This window comes from Paenibacillus sp. J22R56 (genome assembly GCF_056269375.1).
The window spans coordinates 342,660-360,914 of sequence record NZ_JBWDNV010000001.1 but is presented as its reverse complement, the minus strand read 5'-3'; the positions used below and the strand labels follow the sequence as shown (position 1 = coordinate 360,914).

The following is an 18,255-nucleotide window of genomic DNA, read 5'->3' as shown; positions in this document are numbered from 1 at the left end:
CGGATCTGCCTCATACTGAAAGCGTACCACATTTAACCCAGGAAACAGGGGGGCATACAGATGGTGTTGAAGAAAGCGAAAGTGAAAGCGAAAGTGAAGGGCTCGGCAATGCTCTCATTGCTGCTTCTTATGACAACTGTAACAGCTTGCACTAACAGCGATAACAGCAACGCAGTCTCCAACGCCGGCAACTCGCCAAGCGCATCGACGAGCACGGGAGAAAGCCCGGCGGCAACGCCTGGAAATTCCGTTCCGAGCGGCCCGGAGGGCAAGTACGATCCTCCGATCGAAGTAACGACGGTACGCTCCCTCAATCAGGCAGCTGAACTTGCGCCTGGTGAAACGTACGACGAGAACATTTGGACCAAAACGTTCGAAAGCGATCTCGGCATTAAGGTGAAGAATACCTGGAAAGTAAATGCTGAGCAATATCAGAACAAGATCGCAGTAACGATGGCTTCAGGCGATATGCCTGACTTCATGAATGTCGACGCTCAGCAGTTCCAGATCCTCGTACAAGCCGGCACGATCGCGGATCTGACCGATGTGTACGCGAAGTACGCTTCCGGTCTGACGAAGAGTTCGTTCGAAGGAAGCAATAGCCTGCGTCTCAAAGCGGCGACGGTGGACGGCAAAATCATGGGGATTCCGGCAGACGGCGGAGAAGCCGCCGATACCCAGCTCATCTATATTCGCAAAGACTGGCTTAACAATCTGGGGCTTCAGCCGCCGAAGACGATGGACGATGTCATCAATATCGCCATGGCATTCACGAAGAACGACCCGGACAAGAACGGCAAGAACGATACGTACGGATTAAGCCTCGACAACAACTTGTTCAACGGCTGGTCCGGTCTTGACGGCTTCTTCAACGGTTACCACGCATATCCGTTTAATCCGACCAAGGGTACGGGCACGAGTCTGAACTTCATCAAAGGCGCGGACGGCAAGGTGCAGTGGGCCGACGTTCAACCGGAAGTGAAGACCGCTCTCGGCAAGCTGGCCGACTTGTTCAAGCAAGGCGCAATCTATCCGGAATTCAGCGTCATCGACGGCAATAAGTCAGCAGAACTCGTTACGTCTGGAAAAGTCGGAATAACGTTTGGCGCATTCTGGGTGCCGACATGGCCGATCAACAATATGTACAAGGACGTTCCAGGCGCGGATTGGGGCATCTATCCGCTCGTGTCGTCCGACGATCAGCCGGCGCTCTCGCAAAGCATGGGCGGATTGCCTTCGCACTACTTTGTCGTTAGCAAGAAGTCTAAACATCCGGAAGCTCCGTTCTTGTTGCTCAATACGTATATTGAGAAAATTTACGGACATTTCGATAAGAATTACCATACGGTTACCGTGGATGGCAAAGACTACGGCGAATTCGGACTTGCGCCGATCAACGGGGGCTTGCCGGGCAACAATCCGAGGGCGGCTGCCGCGGTTCAAGCAGCGAAGAAATCCGGCGATACATCGGCGCTGAATGACGAACAGAAGAATTACTACGATCAAGTAGCTAAATTCGAGGCGGGCGACGTAACAATGTGGGCCGCGAACAAATTGTGGGCGGAAGGCGGCGTATTCAGCCTCCTCGGCCAATACGTAGACAACAAGCAAGTGTTCACATCGGCGTATGTGGGCAACCCGACTCCGACGATGATCGCGAAAGGTCCTTCGCTTCGCGACGAAGAAGTCAAGATGTTGACTTCAATTATCATGGGTTCCAAGCCGCTTGATTACTTCGATGAGTGGGCAGCGAATTGGCTTGCTTCCGGCGGTCAAAGTATTCTCGACGAAGTCAACGCCAGTGGCATGGTTCAATAATACGCAACAAGGGGATAGGGGCTAGCCGCTAGCCGCTATCCCCTCTTTGTAACCAGGCAGGAGGGAAATCTATTGAGCCGCAGAAACTGGAGATTGGAATTGCCGCTGCACCTTATGCTGGTGCCGGGTATTATTATCGTGCTGTTATTCAGCTACGGCCCGATGGTCGGCATCGTCATCGCCTTTGAGAACTTTATCCCAGTTAAAGGGATTTTTCACTCCGAGTGGGTCGGATTGGATCATTTCCGATATATCTATAACTTGTCCGAGACAAGAGGAGTGCTACGGAATACGGTATTTATTGCTTTCATGAAAATTATCGGTGGACTCTTCGCGCCGCTTGTCACCGCGCTTCTACTGAATGAGATCAGGAAGAAGTACTATAAGCGCAGCGTCCAAACGATTATCTATATGCCGCACTTTATGTCCTGGGTCATTATGGCCGGCATCTTGATTGACGTGCTCTCTCCAACTTCCGGGATCGTCAATCAATTCATCGGGTGGCTCGGATTCGATAAAGTGTTCTTCCTTGGCGATGATAAGTGGTTTCCTTACGTGCTGGCTTTGACCGACGTGTTGAAGGAATTTGGTTTCGGAACGGTTGTCTATTTGGCTGCAATCACTGCCGTAAATCCGTCTTTGTACGAAGCAGCCGTCCTGGACGGCGCGAACCGCTGGAAACAAACGCTTCACGTGACGATTCCCGCGATCATTCCGATTACGATATTGCTTACGACGCTCGCGCTCGGGAACGTGCTGAATGCCGGCTTCGACCAAGTCTTCAATCTCTATAACCCATCTGTCTATTCGACCGGCGACATTCTCGATACTTACGTCTACCGGATCGGCCTGGCCAGCGCTCAATATGGAGTGGCGACCGCCGTCGGACTATTTAAGTCAGTGATCTCGCTCGTCCTCATTGCGTTGTCCTATTTCCTGGCTTATCGTTTCGCAAATTATCGCATTTTCTGACCAGCTGCAAGGAGGATTGTCATGGTTCAACCCTACTCATGGAGTCGCAAGCTGTTCGTTGTTTTCAACTATACCTTCCTTGCCGTTTTGTCTCTTATCAGCATTCTGCCTTTATTGAACCTTTTCTCTGTCTCCTTAAGCTCGGCCGCCGCAATTGAAGCGGGCAAAGTTACGCTATGGCCGGTCGACTTCTCTTGGAAGGCTTACAAGTTCGTTGCGGAGAAGCATGAGTTCCTTGTCTCGACGGGCGTCTCCGTACAGCGCGTGTTGTTAGGCGTCAGCATTAACATGCTGCTAACGGTGCTTACGGCCTATCCGCTGTCCAAGGAAGCAGCGAGTCTGAAGTTCCGAACGGGATATGCCTGGTTCTTCGTCTTCACGATGCTGTTCTCAGGCGGATTGATTCCGTCCTATATGATCGTGCGTAATTTGCACCTGCTCGACAGTATCTGGGCGCTTGTGCTGCCGGGTGCGCTGCCTATCTTTAACGTCATTCTGATGCTCAACTTCTTCAGAGGGTTGCCGAAGGAGTTGTCGGAGTCGGCGTTCATCGACGGCGCCGGACATTGGCAGACGCTCTGGCGGATCATCATTCCGCTCTCAATGCCTTCGATTGCTACGGTAACGCTGTTTGCGATCGTTTCGCACTGGAACGAATGGTTCAATGGACTGATCTATATGGACGATCCGATCCACTATCCGCTTGCCAGCTACTTGCAGACGATTATCGTCCGTATGGATATGTCTACCATATCCGATCCTTCCATGCTGCTATTGTTGTCGCAGTTAAATGATCGATCGGTGCGCGCGGCTCAAATTTTCCTCGGCATGGTGCCGGTGCTGTGCGTATATCCGTTCCTGCAGCGGTACTTCATGAGCGGCATGACGCTCGGAAGCGTCAAGGAATAGCCGATAAGCCGTCCTGTTCATCAGAACAGGACGGTTTTCTAACAGAGATGGGGAGGCGAAAGAAGGGTGTTATATGAACGTTACGGCTCAGCACGGCTTGAGGAGCTTGGCTTCGGCCAGGCCCCCTACGCGCCGTTTCCGAAAGAGGAAGACCGTGAAGCCTGGGGGTCAATCTCGCGCGAGAAGAGAGAGAATTGGCTTCGACTTGCGGACGGCTATGCAAATTACGGTTGGCCGGTTCTTAAAGTGTCGGACTATCGTGCCTATTGGACAAGCGGCGACCTGTCGCGCCTCAGTCTCGCCTATTTCGAACGGAGAAGTGTGCTTGGCATTCTCGTGATCGCCGAATGCATGGAAGGTGAAGGCAAGTACCTTGATCAAATCATGAACGGGATCTTCGCCATCTGCGAGGAGACGACCTGGGTGTTCCCGGGCCATCGGAGCCACTGGAAGGAATTCGATAAGCAAGAGAGCCTTCCTAGTCGTACAGAATACGGAGTCGAGCTGTCCTCTGTGGAAACGGCTCGGCTGCTGCTATGGACCCGCTATTTGCTAGGAAGCAAATTTGACGCAATCAGCTCGCGAATCAACGAGCGCATCGTTTCGGAGACGAAGGATCGGATGCTGAAGCCTTACCTCGAGCACGACGATTACTGGTGGCAAGGCTTCACCCCGGGCGAGCGGGTCAACAACTGGAATCCATGGTGTAATGGCCCGGTGCTTGCGGGGTTTCTGCTTATCGAGGAGGACCCGGACGTCAGAAGAGCGGGAATTGCCAAGGTGCTCAAAAGCCTCGACGCATTCATCGCCTCTTATCCGGCCGACGGCTGCTGCGACGAAGGACCGTCTTATTGGAGCGCGGCGGCGGGAGGTTTGTATGAATGTCTGGAGATGCTGTGGCTGGCGTCACAAGGACGTTTCGACATTTTCGGGGAGCAGATCGTTAAGGATATTGGCGCTTATATGCCCAAAGTTCACATTCATGGAGAATATTATGTCGCCTTCGCTGATTGCGATGTAAAAGCGAGTCCGGGAGGCGGGGGCGTGTATCGCTACGGCCTCAGCGCGGGAGATGATTCGCTCGTTCGTCTTGGCGCCAGCCTGCCGCCAAGCGGCGATCCAAGCACGCGAATTTGGTTTAACTTGTATGGCTATACGCGGGATTTGTTCGTCGAGAAAGAGCGGCTCGCGCAGAGAGCCAATGCTCCCTATCTTCGCGATGCCTGGTTCAACGTTACCGAAGTGATGACCGCAAGGCAGCGGGAAGGCACCGAGCAAGGCTTGTACGTCGCGGCCAAAGGCGGCAATAACGGGGAAGCCCACAATCATAACGACGTCGGCAGCTTCCTCGTCTTCGCCGACGGTTATCCGCTGCTCATCGATCTTGGCACGGAGGAATATAAGGCGCAGACGTTCAGCGCGCTGCGCTACGAACTGTGGTACTTGCAATCGCAGTACCATAACCTGCCGACGGTGCGAGGGGTGCTGCAGCAGAGCGGCGAGCGGTACAAGGCGCGAAATGCGGAATATTCGCTGCAAGGCAGCTGCTCCGAGCTGCGAATGGACATCGCCGAAGCGTATCCGGAAGAGGCCGGCATCGCAACCTGGGAGCGCACGGTTCGGCTGGATCGGGACGGCGTCGCGGCAGTGACGGTCAGAGACGTATTCGTCATGAAGGACGGCGCTCCGGCGGAGATTTTCCATTCGTTAATCACGCCATGCGAACCTGCGGCTCACGGCGAAGACAGCGGCGAGATCCGGCTGACTTATGCGCCAGGCAAGCAGGCGGTCGTCCGCTACGACGCCGAGTTTCTTCGCGCGCGATTCGAGAAGATCGATAACATGGAAAGCCGCCTGCGAAGAAACTGGGGCGACCGTATGTACCGCATCGTATTGGAGGAACGGCAGCCGATCGCTGGCGGCGAGAGAATGATCGCCGTTACGCTTGATCGGGGCTGATCCGATCGCGCTTAACAGGAGGAAAACTTGATGTCGAACTTATCCGACCGATCGCAAGGCGATGGTGCATCGCACGCGTCAGTTAGTCTTATGCTCGCCCCGGAATACGCCCCTTTTATTGGTTCGATTGAATATGGTGAGCTCGGGGGAGAGCTTCCCCGGACGTCCATCGTCTATATAGAGCCGGGGCGGGCGAAGATCCGCCTGAGCTTCCGTCTGACCGAGGATATCCGGCAGGACGATTGGCGCGTGACGATCCGCCCGGCGTTCGCGCCGACGTTTCATTGGTCGCCGCATCTGACGCCGACGGGTGATCACGTAGTTGATCAGCATTCGTTCCGATCACCGGCGTTGATCGCGGGCGACCGCGAACGGCTGCTGACGATCGTCCCTGACCTGGACGCGATGCTGGTGATGCCGGAGACTTTGGCGTCCGGCGCCGCCGAGTCGCCGCGCTGGTACATGGATCTGGATGCTCCCCGCAATGAGCTGACGCTTGGTCTGTCCGCCACCGCCGTGCGGGAGCACGTGCTGTACGTTCGGCGGCCGGGCGCCGTATTCCCGGCGGGCGAGCTCGAATTCGGCTTCTATGTGAATGTGTCGACCGAAGCCGATGATCTCGCGAACCCGTGGCGACAAGCGCTGGCGTTCCTATGGGAAGGCTGGGGCGGCAAATTGTATCGCTCCGGCGAACCGCTGCGAGGCTCTCTCGAGCCGTACGCCAAATACGCGTATGAGTGGGCATTCCGCGGCTGGCAAGACGCCATTTGGCAAAGCATCGACCTCGGCGATCGCAAAGTAGGAGCGCCGGCCTTCATCGTTAACGTAACGCAAAGTCCGAACTATCCGGGGGAGGCGAGCGAACGGGAGCTCCGCTCCGTCTGGAACCAGGCATGGTTCAGCTCGCTGCGCTCGGCGCAAGGGCTATTCCGCTTCGGCCAGCGTACTGGCAACAAGGACTACGTCGAGCGCGCGCGGCAAACGAAGGAGCTGGCGCTTGCTGCTCCGCAGAACGGCGGCTTCTTCCCATCGGTCCTCGCCGCGGAGATGGAGTTTGTGGAAGAGAACGGCAGGAAGATCAATCGATCCAAAGGCTGGCACACTCATTACTGGGGCAATTCGAATCGCAATCCGTTTACCGGCGTCGTTAAGGACGCGCCTCTGCACGTGCTCGATATGAGCTGGACCGCCCTGCAGATGCTTCGCTGGCATGAAGAGCTGGAGCCTGACCGGCGATTGCTCGAATACGCTGTCCGGTACGGCGACGCGCTGCTGCGACTGCAGGACGAGCGCGGCTTCTTCCCTGGCTGGATCGACGAGAAGACGCACGAGCCTTACGGTGTGCTCGATGACAGCCCGGAGACGTCGATGTCCGTTACATTCCTACTGAATTTATACCGAATGACAGCCAATGAATCGTATCGCGCTGCTGCGCTGCAGGCGATGGACGCGGTCGCTGTGCACGTGGTGCCCGTTGGGCGCTGGGAGGATTTCGAAACCTATTATTCCTGCTGCCCGTTCGGACGTGACGAATTGATCGGCCGGAAGGTTGCGCGCAACAACATGTATAAGCAGTGCAACTTCTCGATGTTCTGGACGGCGGAGGCGCTGCTGGGCAGCTACGGAACGAGCGGCGATCCCGCGTATTTGCAACTCGGCCGTCGCTGCCTTGACGAGCTGCTGATGACGCAGGCTTCGTGGCAGCCGCCCTATATTTTCGTTCCGGCGGTCGGCGGCTTCGGCGTCATGAATGCAGACGGAGAGTGGAATGACGCTCGCCAAAGCCTGTTCTCCGAGACGATCATCCGCTACGGTCTGGAGCTGGGAGCCGAGGAGTATGTCGAGCGGGGAATCGCGGCACTCCGCGTCTCGTTCGCGCTGATGTACTGTCCGGAGAATCCGGCAGCGAAGGCACGCTGGGAGCACGCATGGCCTTTTTTCGGAGAAGCGGACTACGGATTCATGATGGAAAATTACGGTCACGGAGGCCGGACGAGCGCCTCCGACGATTACATGGGCGAATTCACGATTTATGATTGGGGGAACGGCGCCGCGGCGGAAAGCTTTATGAGGCTTGTCGCCCATTACGGAGAGGCGTTCCTGGACCGAGTCGGAGTCGAGCGCGGCTAGCGCCGGGCACCTTGCTGACGGACACAATAACGAGGTAAAGGGAGAGCGATATAGGATGAGCCTACTTAACGATATCTACAAGATCAAGGACGGCATTCGCACCAAACGGGTATCGAGCTACGACCGCACAGGGGGCAACCAGGATTACGTAACGATTCCGGCGGGCGAGACGGCCGTGCTGGCGGACATTCCCGGCGCGGGCATCATCAAGCATATTTGGATTACGGTCAACACGCTTGATAAGATGATCCGCCGCAATGCCGTATTGCGCATGTATTGGGACGGAGAAACGGAGCCGAGCGTGGAGGCGCCTCTCGGCGACTTCTTCGGCCAAGGCTGGGGCGAAGAGTACAATTTCATCTCTCTGCCGCTGGCGGCCGCACCTGCCAAGGGAAAAGCGCTGAACTGCTATTTCCCGATGCCTTTTGGCAGCGGCGCGCGGATTACCCTGCAGAACGAATCCGACGAACCGATCCGGTCGTTCTATTACTACATTGACTATGAGGAGCACCGCGAGATGCCGGCTTCGATGGGCCGTTTCCACACTTGGTGGAACCGCGAGCTGACTGAGGTGCATCCGGAAGCCGGGGAGACGGAATGGAGCATCGTCGCGCCGGAAGGCAAAAATCCGAGCGACGCGAGCAATTATTTGTTCGCCGATATCGAAGGCAAAGGCCATTTCGTCGGGGTCAACTATTTCGTGGAAAATCCAGGCCCGATGTGGTACGGCGAAGGCGATGACATGTGGCTCGTCGACGGCGAAGACTGGCCGGGCTCGCTGCACGGTACGGGGACGGAAGATTTCTTCAACAGCTCCTGGTGCCCGAACGAAGTTTATTTGCATCCGTATTTCGGCTATGCCCGCGTGCCAGATAAGCTGGGCTGGATGGGCAGGACGCACTGTTACCGGTTCATGCTGGAGGAACCGGTCTACTTCGAAAAGTCGCTGCGCGCGAGCATCGAGCACGGACACGACAACAACCTGACGCTCGATTTGAGCACAGTTTCGTACTGGTACCAGGTGGAGCCGCATAAACCTTTCCCGGCGTTCCCGGCAAAGGATAAGCGCCAGAATATGCCGGAAATTACGATTCCGGACGTCCATCTCTGGCGTCACGAATGGCGGCAAGCGCTAGGGGCCGGCACGCGTCTGTGGGGCAATGAACGAAAGGAGAAGACGTCGGATGATACAAAATAGGATGGGAACGGAAATCGGTGCGCTTGGAGAGAATGCGCTTTACGCGATGCCAGAAGGGGTGGAGACGCGCTGGGCGTGCCCTGAGAACCGGACGGGTGCCAAAGGTTCCGCAGCCCGCGCCGGAAGCGGTCGCAAAGGCTCGCCGTTCCTGCCGATCGCTCCCGGAGAGACAGTCGTACTGGCCGAGGAGCAAGGGGTCAGCGGTATCGTCCGGCGCATCTGGATCACGCTAAACGACAGAAGCCCGCGCATGCTGCGTTCGCTCCGACTCGACATGTATTGGGACGGTTCAGTGAAGTCTGCGGTTAGCGCCCCTCTCGGCGATTTTTTCGGCACCGGTCTTGGTCTCGTCACACCGTTCCAATCGGCTTTGTTCAGCAGTCCGGAAGGCAGGAGTTTTAACTGTGCCGTTCCGATGCCGTTCCGTACCGGGATGAAAATCGCGGTGACCAATGATGGCGACGAGACGCTGAGGATGTTTTTCTACGATGTCGATTATACGGTGGGAGACCGCCATGCGGCGGACGTTATGTACTTCCACGCGCACTTTCGGAGGGAATATCCGACGAAGCAGCGGCGGGATTATGAGATTCTGCCGAAGCTGCAGGGCCGCGGCCGCTTCCTCGGCACGAACATCGGCGTTAAGCCCGATACATCCCGGTATGGCCTATCCTGGTGGGGCGAAGGCGAATGCAAAATCTACCTGGATGGAGACGATGACTACCCGAGCCTTTGCAGCACAGGAACGGAAGATTACATCGGCACCGGCTGGGAGCAGGGGACGTTCAACAACCTGTATCAAGGCTGCCATGTAGCTGACAGGATGAGCATGGCATTCTGCTTTTACCGCTATCACGTGCCCGACCCGGTCTACTTCCAGCGCGATATTAAGGTAACGATGCAGCAGATCGGCTATTGGGATCCGCAGACGCGCGACAAGTTCAAGGAGTCTGGCGTACGAGCGATGGCGGCTCGCGAAGGCGAGCGGATCATCGACTTTGCTGCAGACGCGCCGGAGAGCATTCCGGATTACGGCAATTTCGAGCGGGAGGACGATTGGTCGAGCTGCGCGTATTTCTACCTGGACAGCCCGGCTTCCAATCTGCCCGAGCTCGCGGACGTGAAGTCGAGAATCGCCGGATTGGATGCGCGGTGACAACGGACGAACAACGGACAAGTGAAAATAGTTATTTCATTATGCGGCGATCGAGTTTCGGTATTCAACCGAAGAGCGGTCGCCGCATTTTTTTTTTGATCGTTCGTGCTTGTCAGTGTGATTTCCGGCTATATTTCCGTAAAGCTATAAAAAGTAAACGAAAGGCAATGAAATGCCATATATACCACCAATAGAATGTGTTACTTTATACGCACCGGGCCAGTCATCATTTTCACAGGAAGGAAGGGTGTTTTCAAGTTCGCTGCGTATGTTCCCGCTTATCCCGGAATCGTTAGCCCGGTCTGTTTCCGCGGGGTCACCAAAAAAGGCGTTTTGTAGGGCACACCTGGATTCACTATTTTTATAAGGAGGGAAAATGATGAAACGAAGGCTATTGGCAGTTATGATTACGATAATTATGATGTTGTCGACAAGCATCCCGGTCCAGGCTTTTGCGGGCACTGCGGCGGGGATCGACGTGTCCATGAATGCGGATAAAACATCCGTAGAACCGGGCGAGACGGTAACTTATACGGTTACCGCATCCAATAATGGCAGCAAGGGTACATACAACAATATCAGCATAGTTGCGGGAGAGAACACCTGGGCTATCAAACAGATCAAAAAAGGCAATTCGCAAACCTTTACCTTTAAAACCGCCTATAACGAGCCGGGAGAATACACGCTTATAAGCAAAGCGCAGGACAAAAAAGGCGACCTGATCTCCCAGTCCGGCAAGCTGACCGTTAATGTGACGAGCGCTGTCGAAGGCGATACCGACGGATGGGTCACCATAGGCGACAAAGAGGTTGTCGACGTGGATAGATCCTGGCTGGGCACGAAAGGCGAGGATACGACCCCCGGCAATCCGTATCTGCTGTTCAGCGGATATGAGACCTATAAGGACTTCACGACGTTCGATCAGATCAGCGCAGCGAGTCCGTCCGGCTACTGGCCTATCCTAAGCCAAGAGGACAAGTTAATCCCGAACGGCAATACCGACAAGTTATGGAGATCGGGGGCCGGAGGGGCATGGGACACGAACAGAGTCCTCGAGATTGATCTTAAACAGCGGCATGAGCTTGAGGAAATATGGTTCTTTGACGGCGGAGCATACCGCCCCTCGGCATATTGGAACTTTACGGATCCGGATAACCCTGTTCCCGACGTTCCGAACGATCCTGAAGGCGTAGGCAGCAAATGGGAGGTCATTGGCGGGTCTATTAATGTGTACGGCTATCTGGAAGACGAGGAGAAGTATGAGCTGCTGTTCTCCTATGATATGAACAACGATGATAGCTGGGTGCAGGTAGACCTTAGGAATCTCAGCGATTTAGCCAACCATACCAGCCTCACCTACGATGAGATCAAAAGAGTCTCGAAAATCAAAATCGAAAAGGTGAGCGAGGATAAATACAACTGGTGGGAAGGCGCTGACGTATACAGAAACTTCGATACCGACGTAAACCTTTCTAGCTTTATCATGGTCGGCAAGCCCATCACCCGCAGCAAGGTGGCGGCGGTGCAGAGGTCTTGGCTGGGTAACGACGGCAAGGCTGAGGGCGACGGATCGCCTTACCTGCTGTTTGACGGATACGAGCACTATAAGGACTTCAAGACGTTTGAGCAGATCAGCGCCGCAGCGCCGAACGGTTATTCACCCAAACTCAGCGCTGAAGTGAAAGCGCTTCCGACTAATGACAGCGTATGGAGAACGGGCGAGGGCGGCAGCAGCACGCTAGAGATCGCACTCAATCAGAAGCATACGCTTCAGGAGATCTGGTTCTTTGACGGCGCGGAGTATGGTGCCACATCAGACGCCATAGCGAACCAGACCAGTGAGTGGCAGGTCGCGGGCGGTTCTGTCAAGGTGTCCGCTTATGTGGATGGCCATTATGAGGAGCTGTTCACCTACGCCATGAACAACGACGACAGCTGGGTGCGAATGGACCTCACCAGCCCCGCCAGCTTCGGAGGCGGCTACAACTACGATCAGATTAAGAACGCCACGAAAATTAAAATCGAAAAGCTGAGCGGCGGTACGTACAAATATGTTAATTTCGCGGACGATATCATTACAGTTGACCGCGACGTCAACTTATCCGAGTTTGTTATTCTCGGCCTTCCGCTGGAACCGCTGATCGCGGATACCGGCAAAAGGGACATCGTACCTCTTGACTGGGACAAAGAACCTCAGACTGTGCCCGAATCGGACACGGACTTCGGTACGTTTGTCGGCACCAACAGCTTCTTTAATGATCCTGACCTTAATGGCAGCGTCGTCCCAGTCAGCGGAACGACGAGAGAATACCACACTTGGTCCTGGACGGAATATATGGCCGGGAACGACTTGGACGCCGGCGATAACGATCCGCGTATGATCGACGATCCGGATAGGCCACTGGTAGCGTTCGTCAACACCTGGGGCGCATTTGACGCTTACTACAGGAACATGAAAGCCGCCGGTGCGGAGGTATATCTGGATGTGCAGAATCTGCATGTCGGAGACGCCGAAAGAACGGATCCCGCGTACAGCATTCCCAATTACCAGGGTGATGGGGACAGAGAAAACCCCGATTCCTATCTGGGCCACGCCATGAGCCTATGGCAGCACGTAGCTAGATATGGAAGCGCCAAGAGCACGGAGGAGGGCGGCACCATCGATCCCGATCTGGTGCACGTTGCCCCAGGCACCTCCAAGGAAATCGGGTTGAACCTGATCGAGACTTATGAGAACGGCAACGAATTGAACCTCAAGGGAGTGAACGGCTATGAGTTCGCGGCCATGACCAGCGCGGACTACGACGGCCATATGAACTCGATGAAGTCGTGGATACATGATACGGATATCGATGTTAACTCCCGGAGCGGGAATTACATCTACACCGAGAAAGCCACCGGCAAGCCTTATTCCGGCGTGGGCATCAAGAACGCCGACCCAAATGCCAAGCTGTCCATAGCTGGCGTAGGCGGTCTCGACCTCAAATTCCTGGAAGAGATGACAGAGTGGTTCCTGACTTACAGAACCGAGGACGATTACCTGGATATCAACTATTTCTTCGAGGGCGGTTCGTACTACAGGAAACATGATACTGAGAAGCAGGATCCCTATACGAGAGAGGAAGCTCTGTTGGGAGAGGAAAATCCCGAGGAACAGGCAAACTTCTTGTACAGGTTCGAGCAGTTCCCGGTAGACGTACTGAATGTGCACCACTACACCCCCGACTCCAAAGACGTAGCGAACGGCAGATCGATCGGCGGCGTCGCGCCCGAGGAAGACCAATGGAGCAACCAAACGTGGAGCCAGGACGTTCCCCTTGAGTACGGCATGAATTGGGTTAAGAATCTTCGCGCGCTGTATTATCCCAAAGCCGAGGTGTGGATTTCCGAGCTGGGCTGGGACAGCGCCCAAGGCACGGCAACCACCGCCAAAGCGAATCAGGATTATTATCCCGGCGTCAACGCCGAGCTCGAATTGAATCCGGATCTTTATCCTAGCTTCCCTGGAAAGGACAATCCGGCAACCTTGCAAAACGTAGTCGGCGGTTTTGAGATTCAAGGTCGCTGGATCGTCAGGGAATTCCTGCTCCTGGCGTCCTGGGGTGTGGATCGTGCCCAGCAGTTCATGCTGCGCGGCTCAGGAACGGGTACCGCCGGCAAATTCAATACCAGCGGGTATCTGGATACCCAAGAAGTGTTAGGCGAGGGTCCAAACGCTAAGAAACCTTCATGGTACTATGTCACGGCTATGCGCAACTGGCTGGGCGATATGCGCTTCGAGAAAGAAGTGGAGACTCCCGCCTATACCAAAAAAGTAGAAGCATGGGACACATCGGGCAATGCCTTCACCAATAACAATACCACTCCCGAGAACGCGTTGAACGTCCTTCAGTTTGGCTTCGAGGACGCGAACGCCGGAAAAGACGAGCAAGACAAAAATAACGGCAAGGGCTACGCGCTCTGGCTAGGAACCTCCAAGGGCGATGTTGACGGCAACGATGTGGACTACGAGCTTGATCTTTCCGATATCCCTCAAGCGGATATCGAGGACGTAACGCTGGTCGAGCTGGTTGACAAGAGCGATACCGGTTCCACCACCTCTATAAAGTCTCAACTCATTGACGGAAAGGTGACCGTAAGAGTTACTGAAAAGCCGGTGTTCGTCATTGTGAAGGCTTCTACAACGGAGCCGGTGACGCACAATATTACGATCGGCCAGCTGGAGAACGGAAACGTCACAGCTAATAAAGCTCAGGCGATAGAGGGCGAGCTGGTCACCCTCACTGTTTCTCCGAACCCCGAATACAAAATGCAGAGCGGCTCGCTCAAAGTAAACGGCAGCGCCGCAGGACTGTCCAGTCTCGGCGATAACAAGTACCTGTTTACCATGCCAGGCGAGGATGTCACCGTGACGGCTTCGTTCGCCGAGATAGAGCCGGGCGACGGATACGCTGTCCTGTACGACGAGAACTTCGACGACAGTAACAGTGTCGGCGGAGGAGCATGGGCTGGCGACAGAGCAGCGATCGTTGACCGTCCAGAGGGTGACGAGGGTGATAAGGCGGTAGAAATTACGCAGGGCGCCGGCAATAACCTGTATCAACTCCCCGGGATCAGCCTTGACCCGGGCATCGACTATACCCTTGAATATGACTTTAAGGGTGACAGCGGCATCGACGGAACAAGTTTTTATTTGAACGACAGCCAAAGGCTGTTCGACGGCGACGCTCCGGTGGACGGTATGATGAATGTGCGTTCGGCCAGCACTTGGAGCGCGAAGACTTATAGCCAAAACCAGTGGCACCATTTCAAATTGCAGTTCAGGCATGATGGCGTGAAATGGTCGTTTACGCTCTACATCGACAACGTCCTTATGGCTAACGGACCCGTCGCTAACGCTATTGTTACCGGGAACCAAACGGTAAAGCTGAAAAACGGCTACCTTAGCGATGATGGCGGCAAAGCGTACTATGACAACTTCTTCCTTTATAAGGGTCAGCAGGAGGGCGTGACGCCGCCGCACAGCTTCACGGTGCCCGGCGAGATCACCGGAGGATCGGTCACCGCGGACAAGGCAACTGCTGCCGAAGGCGAAACGGTCACCCTGACCATCACCCCGGACGACGGCTATTCGTTGTCCTGGCTCAAGATCAACGGCGTGGAGCAGACGCTAGCCAGCGGCAGCCACGTATACCTCATGCCGAGCGAGAACGTCGTCGTAACGGCAGAGTTCGAGGATCTTGAGGTTCAATACGCGGTCCTATATAGAGAAAACTACGACTCGCGAAGCACTCCGAGTGAGGTTGTTGGATGGGCAGGCACCGGCAGCGCGATTGTCACCGCTCCAGGCGGAGTGGGCGGCAAGGCGCTTGGGATTACTCAAACTGACGGCAATAGCTTATATCAATTCCCCGCGATCGCGTTTGAGCCTGGGATCGACTACACCTTGGAATATGACTATATGGGCAGTGGCACGAGTACCGGAAACGCTCTTTATCTCGGGTGGGGCGAGAGGTTTTATGACAGCGACGGCGGCAGCGATGCGAGCAAGCTGAATCTGCGCATGTGGCAGAGCTGGGTCGTTAAGTCGTATACGAGAGACGAGTGGCATCATTTCAAAGCGGAGCTCAAGCACAACGGCGTGAAGTGGAGCGTAAGACTCTACCTGGATGGCGTGCTCGTAGATGAAAACGATGTAAACGGCGCGGTTTCTCTGGGCCAGCAACTGATGTTAAAGGTCGGCGGAGCCGGCGGTAATAACTACTTTGACAACGTTGAGCTCTACCAAGGCGAAAAGCCGGAGACCCAGTACAATGTCCTGCTTGAGGAAAATTTCGACTCGCGCAGTGATTTGAACGAGGTTATCGGTTGGGCTGGCACCGGCAGCGCGATTGTCTCCGCTCCGGGCGAAGTAGGAGGGAAGGCGCTTGAGATCACTCAGACTGACGCCAATAGTATGTATCAGCTCCCCGCGATTACGCTTGAGTCGAACGTCAGCTACATCCTGGAGTATGACTTTATGGGCAGCGGCGTAACGACCGGAAACGCTCTCTATCTCGGGTGGAGTGCGAGATTCTATGACAGCGACGGCCCGGCGCAGGGCAGTGATTTGAATTTGCGTTCTTGGAACACTTGGGGCAATGCGTATTATACCAAAGATGCGTGGCATCATTTCAAAGTGGAGTTTACTCACAACGGCACGAGATGGAACTTTACGCTCTATCTGGACAACGTCTCTGTGGCAACAGGACCTTGCGACGCGAATGTTGCAGGAAGTGTACAGCTGATGTTAAAGCTCGGCGCGACTGCAACTGGAGGCAAAGGGTACTTTGACAACATCGTCCTATACCAAGAAGAAGTATAAACCATCAGCGCACCCGGCCCAAGATCGATGAAATAGAATAGGATTCCAGGTGGATTAATATACCTGGAATCCTTTTTTAATGTAAGAGAAGATAGAGTGGTACTAATAGAGAAGTAGATTAATGATCTTTTAGAGCAAGTCACTAGTGCCTCTTCCTTAGATCACTACCTGGAACAATTTAAGAGATTCGAAATATTAGACCAAGAATATAGAAATAAAAAAAGATGACCCCTGTTCCATACAGGAATCACCTTTTGTCTGTTGCAGCTACGCGCTTCTTTTCACCCCACAACACCCTCCCGCTTGCGGAAGAACGATTTCAGAGCGTTATATACTTCGCCTTTCTCGCGAATGACGTAGTACATGAAATGGTTCATATTAATATGCTTATACGCGGACATGAGAGTACTGGAGCGGTTGTACTGGTTTACTTCGCCGTAGCCGAACAGGTTGGAGCGCTTGAGCAGCTCGCCGATCAGCTTGACGCAGCGTTCGTTGTCGCTGGTCAGATTGTCGCCGTCGGAGAAATGGAATGGATAGATGTTGTACATACTTGGCGAGAAACGACTGTCGATAATCTCGAGCGCTTTGATGTAGGCGGATGAGCAGATCGTGCCGCCGCTTTCGCCGCGGGTGAAGAATTCTTCCTCGGTGACTTCCTTCGCTTCGGTATGATGGGCGATGAATACGATTTCGACCTTTTCGTATTGATGCCGGAGGAAGCGGGTCATCCAGAAGAAGAAGGAGCGGGCTACATATTTCTCGAAGGAGCCCATCGATCCCGACGTATCCATCATCGCAAGGATAACGGCATTCGACTGAGGACGTACGATTTCTTCCCAAGTTTTGTAGCGCAGATCATCCGGAGAGATACCGTGGATACCTGGCGTACCGGATGTGGCATTACGCCGCAGGTTTTCCATGATCGTCCGCTTCTTGTCGATGTTCGACATGATGCCTTTTTTTCGGATATCGTTGAACCGGATTTCCTTGGTCTCAAGCTGGTCCTTATCCTTTTGGCGAAGGAAGGGCAGCTCCAGCTCTTCGAACAGCATCGTTTCGAGCTCCGCCAAACTAATCTCTGCTTCAATAACATCCTCGCCGGGCTGATCGCCTGCACCCTCACCTTTTCCCGGACCTTTGGCCGCCTGCGGATCAACGCCTAATACGTCACCAACTTGGCTGTCGCCGTCTCCTTGACCTACATGTTTATTTTTATTGTAGTTATACACAAATCGGAATTCGTCAAGGCTCCGAATCGGCACTTTGATTACTTGCTTGCCGTCAGACATGACAATGCTTTCTTCGGACACGAGGTCAGGTAAGTTTTGCTTAATGGCTTCCCGGACCTTTTGTTGGTGCCTGGCTTGATCCTGGTAGCCTTTGCGATGCAGCGACCAATCCTCCTGAGATACAACAAACAGTCTTTTATCTTCTGCTGAACCCATTTCGGAGCACCTCCTTGCACAGTTTTTTTGGGTTTGTTATTCAATATATTCAAGTCCTCCCCGGATATGTGAAGCAAAAGTTGCCCGATTCTAGCAAACTTCCAAATAATCCGCCAAAATCTAACATGGACATCCTCTTTATAATGGAGAGAAATCGGCTCGCTTTATCGGTTATAATGTACTTTACATATGTAAGTGCTATGCTTACGAAGTAAGAATTGTCCCAAAGCAAATGCTTACGAAGTAAGAATTGCTGCAAAAAAGCATCTGCTTACGAAGTAAGAATTACCACAAAAAGCAT

At 54.3% G+C, this 18,255-nt stretch carries 9 protein-coding genes; 8 read left to right on the top strand and 1 reads right to left on the bottom strand.

The window, feature by feature from the left end; all coding sequences use genetic code 11:
• The first annotated feature begins 60 nt into the window (after positions 1–60).
• The 8 genes from AC0YNT_RS01505 (at position 61) to AC0YNT_RS01470 (ending at position 16,506) form a co-directional block, all read left to right on the top strand.
• Positions 61–1,818, top strand: a complete 1,758-nt coding sequence (locus tag AC0YNT_RS01505; protein ID WP_475803026.1) for a type 2 periplasmic-binding domain-containing protein — start codon at positions 61–63, stop codon at positions 1,816–1,818.
• A 72-nt stretch (positions 1,819–1,890) separates the two neighbouring features.
• Positions 1,891–2,790 carry an ABC transporter permease gene (locus AC0YNT_RS01500; RefSeq protein WP_475803025.1) on the top strand — a complete coding sequence of 300 codons (900 nt, stop codon included), beginning with the start codon at positions 1,891–1,893 and terminating at the stop codon, positions 2,788–2,790.
• A 21-nt stretch (positions 2,791–2,811) separates the two neighbouring features.
• Positions 2,812–3,699 carry a carbohydrate ABC transporter permease gene (locus AC0YNT_RS01495; RefSeq protein ID WP_475803024.1) on the top strand — a complete coding sequence of 296 codons (888 nt, stop codon included), beginning with the start codon at positions 2,812–2,814 and terminating at the stop codon, positions 3,697–3,699.
• A gap of 66 nt (positions 3,700–3,765) precedes the next feature.
• Entirely contained in the window at positions 3,766–5,658 is a 1,893-nt protein-coding gene (locus AC0YNT_RS01490; RefSeq protein WP_475803023.1) for a heparinase II/III domain-containing protein, read from the top strand.
• A gap of 30 nt (positions 5,659–5,688) precedes the next feature.
• Positions 5,689–7,788 carry a glycoside hydrolase family protein gene (locus AC0YNT_RS01485; protein ID WP_475803022.1) on the top strand — a complete coding sequence of 700 codons (2,100 nt, stop codon included), beginning with the start codon at positions 5,689–5,691 and terminating at the stop codon, positions 7,786–7,788.
• A gap of 55 nt (positions 7,789–7,843) precedes the next feature.
• Positions 7,844–8,986: a glycoside hydrolase family 172 protein gene (locus tag AC0YNT_RS01480; protein ID WP_475803021.1), complete on the top strand. Its 1,143-nt coding sequence runs from the start codon at positions 7,844–7,846 to the stop codon at positions 8,984–8,986.
• Entirely contained in the window at positions 8,973–10,142 is a 1,170-nt protein-coding gene (locus AC0YNT_RS01475; RefSeq protein ID WP_475803020.1) for a glycoside hydrolase family 172 protein, read from the top strand. The genes AC0YNT_RS01480 and AC0YNT_RS01475 overlap by 14 nt, the downstream gene beginning before the upstream one ends.
• A gap of 376 nt (positions 10,143–10,518) precedes the next feature.
• Positions 10,519–16,506, top strand: coding sequence for an InlB B-repeat-containing protein (locus AC0YNT_RS01470; RefSeq protein WP_475803019.1), 5,988 nt, complete (start codon positions 10,519–10,521; stop codon positions 16,504–16,506).
• A gap of 281 nt (positions 16,507–16,787) precedes the next feature.
• On the opposite strand, the gene yhbH is transcribed toward AC0YNT_RS01470, so the two are convergent.
• Positions 16,788–17,954, bottom strand: a complete 1,167-nt coding sequence (gene yhbH / locus AC0YNT_RS01465; protein ID WP_167280362.1) for a sporulation protein YhbH — start codon at positions 17,952–17,954, stop codon at positions 16,788–16,790.
• Between the last annotated feature and the right edge of the window lie 301 nt (positions 17,955–18,255).

What these genes read in the sequence shown, in the direction of transcription:
- AC0YNT_RS01485 (WP_475803022.1), top strand. Translation starts at nt 5,689, where the DNA reads ATGTCGAACTTATCCGACCGATCGCAAGGCGATGGTGCATCGCACGCG.
- AC0YNT_RS01505 (WP_475803026.1), top strand. Translation starts at nt 61, where the DNA reads ATGGTGTTGAAGAAAGCGAAAGTGAAAGCGAAAGTGAAGGGCTCGGCA.
- AC0YNT_RS01495 (WP_475803024.1), top strand. Translation starts at nt 2,812, where the DNA reads ATGGTTCAACCCTACTCATGGAGTCGCAAGCTGTTCGTTGTTTTCAAC.
- AC0YNT_RS01470 (WP_475803019.1), top strand. Translation starts at nt 10,519, where the DNA reads ATGATGAAACGAAGGCTATTGGCAGTTATGATTACGATAATTATGATG.
- yhbH (WP_167280362.1), bottom strand. Translation starts at nt 17,954, where the DNA reads ATGGGTTCAGCAGAAGATAAAAGACTGTTTGTTGTATCTCAGGAGGAT.
- AC0YNT_RS01480 (WP_475803021.1), top strand. Translation starts at nt 7,844, where the DNA reads ATGAGCCTACTTAACGATATCTACAAGATCAAGGACGGCATTCGCACC.
- AC0YNT_RS01475 (WP_475803020.1), top strand. Translation starts at nt 8,973, where the DNA reads ATGATACAAAATAGGATGGGAACGGAAATCGGTGCGCTTGGAGAGAAT.